The 12920-nt window shown below is 72.0% G+C and carries 11 protein-coding genes; 5 read left to right on the top strand and 6 right to left on the bottom strand.

Going from position 1 to position 12920, the window contains the following annotated elements; translation table 11 throughout:
* Positions 1-54 precede the first annotated feature (54 nt).
* On the top strand, positions 55-702 hold the full coding sequence (locus tag D0D28_RS29450) for a GntR family transcriptional regulator (protein ID WP_162830479.1): 648 nt from the start codon (positions 55-57) through the stop codon (positions 700-702).
* Between the two features lie 30 nt (positions 703-732).
* On the opposite strand, the gene D0D28_RS29445 is transcribed toward D0D28_RS29450, so the two are convergent.
* A complete protein-coding gene (locus D0D28_RS29445; RefSeq protein WP_094002865.1) occupies positions 733-1971 on the bottom strand; it encodes a helix-turn-helix transcriptional regulator in 1239 nt (412 codons plus the stop codon).
* A 127-nt stretch (positions 1972-2098) separates the two neighbouring features.
* Here D0D28_RS29445 and D0D28_RS29440 point away from each other — a divergent pair, with 127 nt between their 5' ends.
* Both D0D28_RS29440 and D0D28_RS29435 read left to right on the top strand, forming a co-directional pair.
* A complete protein-coding gene (locus D0D28_RS29440) occupies positions 2099-3184 on the top strand; it encodes an S-(hydroxymethyl)mycothiol dehydrogenase (protein WP_116114232.1) in 1086 nt (361 codons plus the stop codon).
* Positions 3181-3807 (top strand): MBL fold metallo-hydrolase, encoded by a 627-nt coding sequence (locus D0D28_RS29435; RefSeq protein WP_094002867.1) that lies wholly within the window; start codon positions 3181-3183, stop codon positions 3805-3807. Before D0D28_RS29440 ends, D0D28_RS29435 begins: the two co-directional genes overlap by 4 nt.
* Here D0D28_RS29435 and D0D28_RS29430 read toward each other — a convergent pair.
* The 4 genes from D0D28_RS29430 to D0D28_RS29415 all read right to left on the bottom strand — a co-directional run bounded on the left by D0D28_RS29430 (position 3801) and on the right by D0D28_RS29415 (position 10284).
* On the bottom strand, positions 3801-5237 hold the full coding sequence (locus D0D28_RS29430) for a DHA2 family efflux MFS transporter permease subunit (protein WP_116114230.1): 1437 nt from the start codon (positions 5235-5237) through the stop codon (positions 3801-3803). The genes D0D28_RS29435 and D0D28_RS29430 overlap by 7 nt on opposite strands.
* Positions 5238-5469: 232 nt before the next feature.
* The gene (locus D0D28_RS29425) at positions 5470-8283 is read right to left on the bottom strand and encodes an aconitate hydratase (RefSeq protein ID WP_116114228.1); all 2814 of its coding nucleotides are present in this window, start codon (positions 8281-8283) and stop codon (positions 5470-5472) included.
* 184 nt (positions 8284-8467) lie between these two features.
* The gene (locus tag D0D28_RS29420; RefSeq protein WP_240323407.1) at positions 8468-9841 is read right to left on the bottom strand and encodes a flagellar basal body protein FliL; all 1374 of its coding nucleotides are present in this window, start codon (positions 9839-9841) and stop codon (positions 8468-8470) included.
* 2 nt (positions 9842-9843) lie between these two features.
* Positions 9844-10284 (bottom strand): hypothetical protein, encoded by a 441-nt coding sequence (locus tag D0D28_RS29415; protein WP_094002871.1) that lies wholly within the window; start codon positions 10282-10284, stop codon positions 9844-9846.
* 179 nt (positions 10285-10463) lie between these two features.
* Here D0D28_RS29415 and D0D28_RS29410 point away from each other — a divergent pair, with 179 nt between their 5' ends.
* The gene (locus D0D28_RS29410; RefSeq protein WP_162831233.1) at positions 10464-11789 is read left to right on the top strand and encodes an NlpC/P60 family protein; all 1326 of its coding nucleotides are present in this window, start codon (positions 10464-10466) and stop codon (positions 11787-11789) included.
* Here D0D28_RS29410 and D0D28_RS29405 read toward each other — a convergent pair.
* Complete coding sequence (locus D0D28_RS29405) at positions 11758-12621, bottom strand: alpha/beta fold hydrolase (protein ID WP_094002873.1); 864 nt, start codon at positions 12619-12621, stop codon at positions 11758-11760. The genes D0D28_RS29410 and D0D28_RS29405 overlap by 32 nt on opposite strands.
* 78 nt (positions 12622-12699) lie before the next feature.
* Here D0D28_RS29405 and mobA point away from each other — a divergent pair.
* On the top strand, positions 12700-12920 hold a 221-nt coding region (mobA, locus tag D0D28_RS29400; RefSeq protein ID WP_162831232.1), incomplete at its 3' end, for a molybdenum cofactor guanylyltransferase.

Raw genomic sequence — 12920 nt, 5'->3', positions numbered from 1 at the left:
TAATCGATTATTAGCTCGGTCATCTATAGTCGGTCCATGAGCGCGGGGAAGCAGATGCTGTCCGAGCAGGTGTACGTCCGCCTGCGGGAGGCGATCATGCGTGGCGACTACACCCCCGGGGCGGCCCTCAAACCGCACGAGCTGGCCGCCGAGCAGGGCGTGAGCCTGGCCGTCGTGCGCGAGGCGCTCGTGCGGGTCGTCGGCGACGGTCTCGCCGACCGGCTGCCCAACCGGGGTTTCGCCGTCCCGGCCTTCTCCGACCGGCGGTGGCAGGAGATCGCCGAGGCCCGCCGGACCGTCGAACCGGTCGTGCTGCGCCTGTCCATCGAGCGCGGCGACGTCGACTGGGAAGCCCGCGTGCGTGCCGCTCACCACCGTCTCGCCCGCACCCCGGCGTACCTGCCGGGCGACGGCGAGTACTACAGCGAGGAATGGTCCGAAGCCCACCGGGTCTTCCACCGGACCCTGCTGGAGGGATGCGGCAATCCCGTGCTGCTGGAGACGTTCGACCGGATGTGGACCGCGAGCGAACTGGCCCGGCGGTGGGCGGCGAGGCGCACCCCCGGCCGCGACGGCGGCGACGAACACCGCCGGCTGGAGGAGACCGCGCTCGCCCGTGACGCGGACGCCGCGGCCGAGGCGCTGGTGCAGCACCTCACCCTGACCGCGGCCGCGCTCCACGACTCGGCCAGGGGAGGCTGAGGAACCCCTCCCTCGCGGGCGCGGCGGGCGTTACTTCAAGCCCGCGCTCAGCGCCAGCGCCGCCGCCTCGCCGCGGGAGCTCACCTCCAGCTTCTGCAGCACCCCGGTGACGTGGAACTTCACCGTGCTCTCGGTGACGCCCAGCTCCGCCGCGATCGCCTTGTTGCGTTTGCCCTGCGCGAGCAGCGTCAGCACCTCCCGCTCGCGGCGGTTGAGGTTCGTCAGCCGCGTCTCGCCCGAGGACTCGGCCGGCGGGGCGAGCGGCAGCGAGATCGTGACGCGGCTTCCCCAGCCCGGGGCGGCGTCGATGTCCACCGTGGCGCCCAGCGTGCGCGCCCGGCCCTGCAGGCCGCGGCGCAGCCCCTCGGCGTCCAGCTCCCCGGACCCCTGGTCCCGCACGTCGACCACCAGCCCCGAACCGTCGCCGGACCAGGCGATCCGCAGCCGCGCCAGCCCGGGCTGGGCGGTGAACGCCAGCACCGCGGTCCGCGTCATCGCCCGGGCGGCGTAGGCGATCTCGCCCGGCAGCGACCCGCCGGCCGGGGCGACGAACTCGATCGGCGCCTCGTGGTGGCGCAGCATCCGCCGGATGTCCTCCCGCAGCCGGGCGAACGCCTCCGGCGCCGGCTCCTCGGACAGCGCCTGCTCCGACTTCTGCGCCGACCGCAACGCCAGCAGCGCCGCCGACGCCGAGTCCGCCGCCGCCAGCCGGGCACGGCCGTCGTCCAGCGCGCTGGACCGCAGCGTGGTCAGGATCGTCACCAGCGCCGCCTCGTGCGCGGCCGCCAGCTCGGCGATCGTCCGCTCCCGCTCGCTGGAGGCCGCGCGCGACTCGGCCAGGTAGTCCGGGCTGGCCTGGGCGACCTGCTGGCTGATCGACGTCACCACCAGGCCGAAGATCGCGGCCAGCAGCTCCGGCTCGGGCAGCCGCCGCCGCGCCGCGCGGGGGACCAGCACCAGCAGCGTGCCGGCCGGATCGCGCACCACCCACACCGTCCGCGCCGCGCCCGCGATCGACGCGGTCGTGCTCACCGGACGGCCGGGCTCGACCGCCGCCTTCAGCGCCTCCAGCTCGCCGATGGTGACCTTGTTGATCATCTCCGTCGCACCGGCCACCTTCCGCGGCCGCCCGGTGCACTCCCGGGTGAAGATGACCAGCGCGGTGTGCGGCCACCGCTCGGACAGCAACCGCGACAGGCGCCGGGCGATCTCGTGCAACGGCCCGTCCACGACCTCCCGCAGCGCCACCAGACCCGACACGGCATCCATCCGGCCACTCTAGCCGGAGGTCGAGGTTTTACTGGTCCGACGGCCAGGTCGCGCCGGCGCTCATCGGGGTTACCGTCGCCAACGGTATGCGTCACCGCGCATGCTTCTCCACCGAAAGGAACAGCCGATGCCACAGACGGTCCGCGGCGTGATCGCCCGCTCGAAGGGAGCTCCGGTCGAGCTCACCGACATCGTGATCCCCGATCCCGGCCCCGGTGAGGTCGTGGTCGCGATCGCCGCGTGCGGGGTGTGCCACACCGACCTGACCTACCGCGAGGGCGGCATCAACGACGAGTTCCCGTTCCTGCTCGGCCACGAGGCCGCCGGCACCGTCGAAAGCGTCGGCGAGGGCGTCGACTCCGTCCAGCCGGGCGACTACGTCGTCCTCAACTGGCGCGCCGTGTGCGGCCAGTGCCGCGCCTGCAAGCGCGGCCGCCCGCAGTACTGCTTCAGCACCTTCAACGCCACCCAGAAGATGACGCTGACCGACGGCACCGAGCTGACCCCGGCGCTGGGCATCGGCGCGTTCGCGGACAAGACGCTCGTGCACGCGGGGCAGTGCACCAAGGTCGACCCCGCCGCCGACCCCGCGGTCGCCGGGCTGCTCGGCTGCGGCGTCATGGCCGGCCTGGGCGCGGCGGTCAACACCGGCGCGGTGAGCCGCGGCGACTCCGTCGCGGTCATCGGCTGCGGCGGCGTCGCCGCGGCCGCGATCGCCGGGGCCCGCCTGGCCGGGGCCAGCAAGATCATCGCGGTGGACCGGGACGCGAAGAAGCTCGACTGGGCGGTCGAACTGGGCGCCACGCACACGGTCAACGCCACCGACGCCGACGTCGTCGAGGCGGTCCAGGCCCTGACCGGCGGGTTCGGCGCCGACGTCGTCATCGACGCGGTGGGCCGCCCGGAAACCTGGAAGCAGGCCTTCTACGCGCGCGACCTCGCGGGCACGGTGGTGCTGGTCGGCGTGCCGACCCCGGACATGCGGCTGGAGATGCCGCTGCTCGACTTCTTCTCCCGCGGCGGCGCGCTGAAGTCGTCCTGGTACGGCGACTGCCTGCCCGAGCGCGACTTCCCGGTGCTGATCGACCTGTACCTGCAGGGCAGGCTGCCGCTGGACAGGTTCGTCACCGAGCGCATCGCGCTGGACGACGTCGAGAAGGCCTTCCACACGATGCACGCCGGTGAAGTGCTGCGCTCGGTGGTGGTCTGGTGAGCTTCCGCATCGACCGGGTCGTCACCTCCGGCGTCTTCGAACTCGACGGCGGCAGCTGGGAGGTCGACAACAACGTCTGGCTGATCGGCGACGACCACGAGGTGGTGGTGGTCGACGCCGCCCACGACGACAAGCCGATCGTGGAGGCCGTGGCCGGGCGCAAGGTGGTCGCGGTGATCTGCACCCACGGCCACAACGACCACGTCACCTTCGCCCCGCAGCTGGGCGAGCAGCTGTACGCGCCGGTGATCCTGCACCCGGCCGACCAGCAGCTGTGGGACATGACCCACGCCGGGCAGGCGTTCTGGAAGGCCGACGACGGTCAGCGCGTCGCCGTCGCCGGCACCGAGATCGAGCTGCTCCACACGCCGGGCCACTCGCCCGGTTCGGTGTGCCTGCACCTGCCCGAGGCGAAGGCGCTGTTCACCGGCGACACCCTGTTCGCCGGCGGGCCGGGCGCCACGGGCCGCTCGTTCTCCGACTTCCCGACGATCATCGGCTCGATCCGGGAGCGGCTGTTCAGCCTGCCCGAGGACACCCGCGTGCACACCGGCCACGGCGACGGCACCACCATCGGCGCCGAAGCCCCGCACCTGGCGGAGTGGATCGCCCGCGGCTACTGAGCCACGGGCTCCGCCGGGGTGGGCCTGCGGACGAACAACGCGGTCACCAGGGCGAGCACCCCGACGACACCGGCCACCAGGAACGCCGTGCGCAGGCCGGTGGCGCCAGGCTTGCCGGCCGGGTCGGCGCTGCCGAGCGTGGCCACGCTGACGAACACCGCGGTGCCGAACGCGCCCGCGACCTGCTGCACGGTCGCCAGGATCGCGCTGCCGTGCGAGTACAGGTGGTCCGGCAGCACACCCAGCGCCTCGGTCATCAGCGGGGTCATCATGAAGCCGAGGCCCGCCATCAGCAGCACGTGGATGACGATCACCGCGGCCAGCGGCGACCCCGGCCCGAGCAGCACGCGCAGCCACATCGACACCGCCAGCGCCGCCGCGCCGGGGATCACCAGCGGCCGGGCGCCGAACCGGTCGAACAGCGCCCCGACCGGGCGGCCGAGCAGGCCGAGCGTCAGGCCGCCGGGCAGCACCGCCAGCCCGCTGACGAACGTGCTGGTGTGCAGCACGGTCTGCAGGTACAGCGGCAGCATGATCGAGGCGACCCCGAGCAGGCACACGAACAGCAGCGCGGCCAGCACCAGCGCCACGACGAAGCTGCGGTGGGTGAACGGCCGCAGGTCCAGCAGCGCCCGGTCCGCGCGCTGCAGCCGGGTCTGCCGCCAGGTGAACACGGCGAGCAGGGCGAGCCCGACGGCGATCGTGAGCCACGGCGGCACCGGGGCGTGCCCGCCGCCCTCGCCGATGCCGGCCAGGCCGTAGAGCACGCCGCCGAACCCGAGGGCGGACAGCAGCACCGACGGGATGTCCAGCGGCACCTTGCGGGTGGCGCTGTCCAGGCGGAACCAGCCCGCGCCGATCGCCAGTGCGGCCAGCGCCAGCGGCAGCACGATCCAGAACATCCAGCGCCAGCCCAGCGACGCCAGCACCGCGCCGCCGATGGTGGGCCCGATGGCCGGGGCCACGGCGATCACGATGGTGATCGTGCCCATGGTCGCGCCGCGCTTGTGCGGCGGCACCAGGCGCATCACCGACGTCATCAGCAGCGGCAGCATCACGGCGGTGCCGCACGCCTGCACCACGCGCCCGGCCAGCAGCATGCCGAAGCCCGGCGCCAGGCCGCTGATCGCGGTGCCCACGCTGAACAGGGTCAGCGACGCGAGGAACACCTGGCGCGGGGTGAACCGTTCGAGCAGGAACCCGGTGGTCGGGATGACCACCGCCATGGTCAGCAGGAACCCGCTGGTCAGCCACTGCACCGTGGTGGTGGAGACGGCGAGGTCGGCGGTGAGGTCACGCAGCGCGACGCTGAGGATCGTCTCGTTCAGGATCATCACGAACGCGGAGACGACCAGGACACCGATGAGCAGCCCGGACCGCGGCGGCGCCTCGTGGACGGCGTCGGTCGGAGTGGTCGCGGGGGCGGCCATGGATGCACCTCACAGGAACGAGTGGTCGGGGTCGCGGCGTCGGCGCCGCCGGAACGGCCGCACCCCATCCCCCAGCAGGGCGGGCGAACACAGCCGAACCACTTATACGGTGCGAACGCACCACACGTCCACCGCATTCCGCAGCGCCGCCGGCCCGTCCGGCGGAGCCGGGCACGACGAAAAAACGCCGCGAGTCCACAGGGGACTCGCGGCGCTTCTCGCCGGCGAACCGTCAGGCGCGGGTCATCTTGCGCAGCACGTACTGCAGGATGCCGCCGTTGCGGTAGTAGTCCGCCTCACCCGGGGTGTCGATCCGGACCACGGCGTCGAACTCCACCTTGGTGCCGTCCTGCTTCGTCGCGGTCACCTTGACCGTCCGCGGCGTCTCGCCCTCGTTGAGCTTCGTGATGCCCTCGAAGTCGAACGTCTCGGTGCCGTCCAGCCCCAGCGACGAGGCCGACTCGCCCGCCGGGAACTGCAGCGGGATGACCCCCATGCCGATCAGGTTGGACCGGTGGATCCGCTCGAACGACTCGGCGATCACGGCGCGCACGCCGAGCAGCCGGGTGCCCTTGGCGGCCCAGTCCCGCGACGACCCCGAGCCGTACTCCTTGCCGCCGAGCACGACCAGCGGGATGCCGGCCTCGGCGTAGTTCTGCGCGGCGTCGTAGATGAACGCCTGCGGGCCGCCCTCCTGCGTGAAGTCGCGGGTGTAGCCGCCCTGCACGTCGTCCAGCAGCTGGTTGCGCAGCCGGATGTTGGCGAAGGTGCCGCGGATCATCACCTCGTGGTTCCCGCGCCGGGAGCCGTAGGAGTTGAAGTCCTTGCGGTCCACCCCGTGCTCGGCCAGGTACTTCCCGGCCGGCGAGTCCGCCTTGATGGCACCGGCGGGGGAGATGTGGTCGGTGGTCACCGAGTCGCCCAGCTTCGCCAGCACGCGGGCGCCCGTCATGTCCGTGACCGGCTCCGGGTCGGCCTGCATGCCCTCGAAGTACGGGGGCTTGCGCACGTAGGTCGACTCCGGGTCCCAGGCGAAGGTCTTGCCCTCCGGGGTGGGCAGCGACTTCCAGCGCTCCCCGCCGTCGAACACGTCGGCGTAGTCCTTGGTGAACATCTCCTGCGTGATCGCCGAGTCGATGGTCTGCTGGATCTCCTGCGGCGACGGCCAGATGTCGCGCAGGAACACGTCGTTGCCGTCCGAGTCCTGCCCGAGCGGCTGCTCCTCGAAGTCGAAGTCCATCGTGCCGGCCAGCGCGTAGGCGATGACCAGCGGCGGGGACGCCAGGTAGTTCATCTTGACGTCCGGGTTGATGCGGCCCTCGAAGTTCCGGTTGCCGGACAGCACCGACACGACCGTCAGGTCGTTCTCCTGCACCGCGGCCGAGATCTCCTCGGGCAGCGGGCCGGAGTTGCCGATGCAGGTGGTGCAGCCGTAGCCGACCAGGTGGTAGCCCAGCTTCTCCAGGTACGGCCACAGGCCGGCCTTCTCGTAGTAGTCGGTGACGACCTGCGAGCCCGGCGCCATCGACGTCTTGACCCACGGCTTGACCGACAGGCCCTTCTCCACCGCGTTGCGGGCCAGCAGGGCGGCGCCCAGCATCACCGACGGGTTGGAGGTGTTGGTGCACGAGGTGATCGAGGCGATCACCACGGCGCCGTGGTCCAGCACGAACTCGCCACGCTCTTCCGAACGCACCGTGACCGGCTTGGACGGGCGGCCCGAGGCGCCGTTGGCGGCGGAGGCCACGACCGGCGCGGCCTCTTCGTCGGCGAAGGACAGGCTCGGCGCGTCACTGGCCGGGAACGACTCCTCGACCTTCTCGTCGACCTTGGTGTGCGGAGTCGGGTGCTGCTCCTCGACGTAGTCGTGCACCGACTTGCGGAACGCGGACTTGGCGTCGGTCAGCTCGATGCGGTCCTGCGGGCGCTTCGGGCCGGCGATCGACGGCACCACCGTCGACAGGTCCAGCTCCAGGTACTCGGAGTAGGACGCCTCGCGGCTCGGGTCGTGCCACAGGCCCTGCTCCTTGGCGTAGGCCTCGACCAGCGCGACCTGCTCGGCCGAGCGGCCGGTGAGCTTGAGGTAGCGGATCGTCTCGTCGTCGATCGGGAAGATCGCCGCGGTCGAGCCGAACTCCGGGCTCATGTTGCCGATGGTGGCGCGGTTCGCCAGCGGTACCTGCGCGACCGACTCGCCGTAGAACTCGACGAACTTGCCGACCACGCCGTGGCGGCGCAGCATCTCGGTGATCGTCAGCACCACGTCGGTCGCGGTCACGCCGGCCGGGATCTCGCCGGTCAGCTTGAAGCCGACCACGCGCGGGATCAGCATCGACACCGGCTGGCCCAGCATCGCGGCCTCGGCCTCGATGCCGCCGACGCCCCAGCCCAGCACGCCCAGGCCGTTGACCATGGTGGTGTGCGAGTCGGTGCCCACGCACGAGTCGGGGTAGGCCTGGCCGCCCCGGGCCATCACCGTGCGGGCCAGGTGCTCGATGTTGACCTGGTGCACGATGCCGGTGCCCGGCGGGACGACCTTGAACTCGTCGAAGGCGCCCTGGCCCCAGCGCAGGAACTGGTAGCGCTCGCGGTTGCGCTCGTACTCGATCTCGACGTTGCGCTCGAACGCGTCCGCGCGGCCGAACACGTCGATGATCACCGAGTGGTCGATGACCAGCTCGGCCGGGGCGAGCGGGTTCACCTTGTCCGGGTCGCCGCCGAGGTCGGTGACGGCCTCGCGCATGGTGGCCAGGTCGACCACGCAGGGGACACCGGTGAAGTCCTGCATGATCACGCGGGCCGGGGTGAACTGGATCTCGATCGACGGATCGGCGGCCGGGTCCCAGTTGCCCAGCGCGCGGATGTGGTCGGCGGTGATGTTCGCGCCGTCCTCGGTGCGCAGGAGGTTTTCGAGCAGGATCTTCAGGCTGTAGGGCAGCTTTTCGGACCCGGACACCTTGTCCAGGCGGAACACCTCGTAGGAGGCGTCACCCACCTTCAAGGTGTCACGGGCGCCGAAGCTGTCCTTGCTGGCTGGTGCGGTCACGTCTAACTCCCTGGGCAGGGTCGTCGCCGTCAGTTCGGTTCGGGTCTGTCTGTCGCGAGTCTGGCGCACGCGGCTCGCGTCCGCAGACGCGGGGACGGCGCAGGCTCCCACGCCCCAAACAGTACGCTTGTCCTTTTTTGACTTCAACGCGACCCGCCCAGGCGGCGGTGTGATCTCCTTCGCGCTACTCCGCCAGGCGCAGCAGCGCGTCGATGTCCTCCGGCTGCAGGCTGCGCAGCACGGTCAGGCCCAGCTCGTTGAACGTGCGCAGCGGGCTGACGTAGTGCTGGCCGGCGACCTCGGTGGTGACCACGCCGAGACCCTGGCCCAGGATGCCGCTGGACAGGTGCCGCAGCACCTGCGTGACCTCCTCGGGCACCGACGAGCCGATCTCGCTCTCGATGTTGTCGGTGACGAAGTCGGCGCACAGCTCCTCGGTGCGGCCCTCGCCGGTGGCCTCGTAGCAGTCGCCCTTCTTCGTCACCGTGTAGGTCTCGCCGGCGGGGCTCTCGATCTGCACGTGGGTCACGGTGGCGCGGGTGCCGCCGGGCACCGCGGAGGTCTCGGTCCGCAGGTCGAGCAGCTTCGCGCCGCTGGGCTCGGCGTCCTCGGCCGCGGCCGCGGCGGCGGCGGGGCCGGCGTCGTGCAGGACGGCCATCTCGTCCGGCGGCAGCAGCTCGATGACGCGCGTGACGTCGGCGTCCAGCGCGGCCTGCACGAGCTGCTTGACGGCCTCGTTCGGGCTGTTCGCGCCGCGCGCCGGGATGGAGGTGGTCGGCCACGGCTCGTTCTCGTCCCGCAGCGCGTAGTCGGCCATCGTGTAGAGCAGGCTCGGGTACCACTCGCCGTCGACCTTCACGGTCGCGATGCGGACCGGCTCACCGGAGTCGGCGACCTCCTCGGCGATGTCGATCGTCTCGGTCTGCGGGCCCTCGCCGGCGGGCATCTGCTCCATCAGCCGGTCCGACAGCGGCAGCTTCGACGGGTCCGCGGTCACCGTGATCGTGCCGCCGGTGAGCTTGGTGATCGTCAGGTGGTCGTTGACCTGCTCGGCCGCGGCCTCGTCGAAGGTCAGGTTCTCGGCCTTGACCTGCATGCCGGTCAGGGCCTGCGGGTTCGCGTCCGGCTTGAGGATGCCCAGCCGCTTGAGTTCGTCGGTGGTCTGCCCGATCGGCTCGGTGAGCAGCTTCGCCTCGGCCGGCGCGAGGGCGCCGACCATGCCGACCACGTCGTTGCCGCTCAGCGCGGTCGCGAGGTTGCGCGCCGCCTCGGTGGGGGTGGCCGCACCGGCGGCGACCGAATCGCGCTGCGACAGCGCGAACCACGTCCCGCCGCCGCCGAGCAGCACGACCAGCGCGACCACCAGCCCGATGATCAGCCCGCGGCGGCCCTTCTTCGGCGGCTGCTGCGGCGGCAGCTGCTGGAAGGGCTGCGTGTACGGCTGCTGCGGGTACTGCTGCTGTGGGTACTGCTGCTGTGGGTACGGGGGCTGCTGCCCGTACGGCTGCTGGGGGTACTGGTTCTGCTGGTACGGCCACTGACCGTCCTGGGGAGGCATGCTCACCGTGTCCTACCTGCTCTCGCCGTGATGAAGGTGCCGACCGCGCCGGCCAGCGCGAGGGCGGATCCGCCCAGCGTGGTCACCGGCCCGGCCAGGGAGACGGAGACCACGCCCGTGGTTCCGCCCGCTTGGACGGTGGCGATCAGCGCGACGGTTCCCCCGGTAATCGCCAGGATCGCCGTCAACGTTGCGCCCGTGCGCGCCAGACCGCAGACCAGCAGCACCAGGCACACCGCCGCCAGCGCCGGAACCGCCACCCACGCGCGCAGCCCCGTGCCGGCGAGCGGGTCGTCGAGCAGCGCCAGCCGGTCGGCCAGCCCGGCCGCCGCGTAGCTGCTCCGGCTCACCGACCCGGACCGGAACCAGGGCAGGAACGTGCCCGCCACCACCAGGACCAGGCCCAGCGCGGCGACGGCGGGGCCAATCCGCGATCTCTGCACGCACCTCGGACGCACCGGAACGTCCGGAGGATCCCCGGTTGGGGTGAAAGTTGTCGCTGTGCAGTGTGTGACACCTGGTCTGCGAGTGACTCGGGTGGCACAGTCTCGGGTGCAGTGGGGACGTGTGCGTGGAGGGAGTCGAGGGCGTGGGTGACCAGGGCCGGAGGGCGCGCCGCTGGATGGGGATCGGCGCACTGGCGCTCGTGGCCGTGTCGGTCGCGACCGGGCCGGCCACCGCCGTGCCCCCGCCGCCGCCCAACCCGAGCGACTCCGAGATCAGCGCGAGCCGGCAGGACGCGAACGCCAAGGCCGGCGAGGTCGGGCAGCTGACCAACCAGCTCGCCGAGGCCGAGTCGCGGCTCGCCGAGCTGCAGAGCACGGTCGAGCTGCGCATGGAGGAGGCCAACAAAGCGCTGGTCGACCTGCAGGCCGCGCAGGAGGCCGCCGATCAGGCGCAGCGCGACGCCGACGCGGCCAAACGCGAGGCCGACGCCGCCCAGGCCCAGATCGACGCGGCGCGGGCGAATCTCGACGCGTTCATCTCCAGCAGCTACCAGCAGGGCAGCACCATGGGGTCGATCTCGGCCTACCTGGGCGCCTCCAGCCCGAAGGACCTCCTGTCCCGCGCGCAGCTGCTGGAAGCCGTCAGCGGCAGCCAGCTCAACGCGCTGGAGATGATGCAGCAGGCGCAGACCGACAAGTCCAACAAGGACGCCGCCGCCCGCCAGGCCCTGCAGCTGGCCCAGCAGGCGCAGGACCAGGCCGCGCAGGCCAAGATCACCGCCGACTCCGCGCAGGCCGCGGCCGTGCAGGCCCAGCAGAGCCAGGCCGCGCAGAACGCGCAGCTGGTCGCGCAGAAGACGACGGTCGAGCAGCAGCTGTACCAGGCGCAGCAGCGGGTCAGCGGGCTGCAGGGGCAGCGGCAGCGTTACGAGGACTGGCTCGCGCAGAAGCAGCGCGAGGACGAGGAGCAGGCGCGGCAGGCGGCGCTGGCCGCGGCGATCGCGTCGTCGTCGTCCTCCTCGTCCGCGTCGTCGGGCGGGGGTGGCCGTCCGGCCCCGGCGCCGGCCGTGTCCGGGTCGTCGTCGCAGGTCATCGAGCGGGTGATCGCGCGGGCCATGTCGCAGCTCGGGATGCCTTACGCGTGGGGCGGCGGCAACGCCTACGGCCCCACGCGCGGCATCCGGGACGGCGGCGTGGCCGACGCCTACGGCGACTACCGCAAGGTCGGGTTCGACTGCTCCGGGCTGATGATCTACGCCTTCGCCGGGGTGAAGTCGCTGCCGCACTACAGCGGCTACCAGTACACGTCCGGGCGGCGCGTGCCGCTGGCGCAGATGCGGCGCGGGGACATGCTGTTCTGGGGCCGCAGCGGCATCCACCACGTGGCGCTGTACCTCGGCAACGGGATGATGATCGAGGCGCCGCAGTCCGGGCTGACCGTGCGGGTCACCCGGGTGCGCTACGGCGACATCATGCCGTTCGCGACCCGTCTGGTCGGCTAGTCAGGAAGTCCAGCACCGGCCGGGTCTGTCCGAGGATCGAGTGCGCGACCTCGGGCAGCAGGGTGACGGTCGCGTGCGGCACGGCGCGCTCGATCCGCCGCGCGGTGTCGCGGGAGTCGAACATCGCGTCGCGTCCGCCGACGATCACCAGCACCGGCATGGTCAGCTTCCGCAGGGCCGCGTCACCGAACACCGGCAGCCGGTCCCGGCGGGGAAGGAAGTGCGTGAACATCAGCGTGAGGTAGTCGGCGACCTCGGGGTTTTCGCGCGGGTCGACTCCGGCGACCGCCTTGATCGACCGGCGGGTGCCCCACTGCCCGAACGGCTTGTAGAACAGGGCTTTGAGCAGGAATCCGATCTTCTGCCGCCCGACGCCGCCCGGGCACAGCAAGGCGAGCCGCTCGACCCGCTCGGGCCGCCGCGTCGCGTAGTCCAGGGCCAGCCACCCGCCCAGGGAGGCCCCGGCGATGGCCACGCGGTCCAGGTTCAGGTGGTCCAGGACGCCGTCGAGCCAGGCCGCGTAGGCGGGGGAGCCCAGCGGCGGGCGCGCGGGCGCGGACAGGCCCGGTTCGCCGATCAGGTCGACGGCGTGGACGCGGAAGTGCTTCGCCCACACCGGGACGTCGGCGGCCCACATCGCCGCGTTGGAGCCCGAGCCGTGCAGCAGCACGAGCGGCGGGGCCGTTTCGGGGCCGCAGGTGAGGACGAAGGTGTCGCCCTCGCGGGTCGGGACGTGCCGGCGCTCCGCGGGGACGGGCCAGGCGGCGAGGGCCTGCTCGTAGCGGCGGAGGATCTCCCGCTTGCCGGTGTCGGACTTGTAGATCACGGTCATATCGGTACCTTAACAGCCCTCCCAGAGGGAAGATAGGTAATTATGCGGAGTCTTTGGGTGCCGGGATAGGCTGGGCTGATGAGCGACCTGGCCGCCGTCGTGCTCGCGGGGGGTTCCGCTCGCCGTCTGTCCGGTGTGGACAAGCCGATGCTGGTGGTCGGCGGGAAACCCTTGCTGCACCGGGTGATCGCCGCGGTGGGCGGGGCCGACCCGGTCGTCGTGGTGGGGCCGGCGCGGGACGGGGTCGCCGGGGTGCGCTGGGCCCGCGAGGATCCGCCGGGGGGCGGGCCGGCCGCCCC

The sequence above is a fragment of the Amycolatopsis ruanii genome (assembly GCF_003385175.1).
Classification (GTDB): domain Bacteria; phylum Actinomycetota; class Actinomycetes; order Mycobacteriales; family Pseudonocardiaceae; genus Amycolatopsis_E; species Amycolatopsis_E thermalba.
Note: the sequence above shows the minus strand (reverse complement) of the source record. Positions and strands in the feature narration are given on the sequence as shown.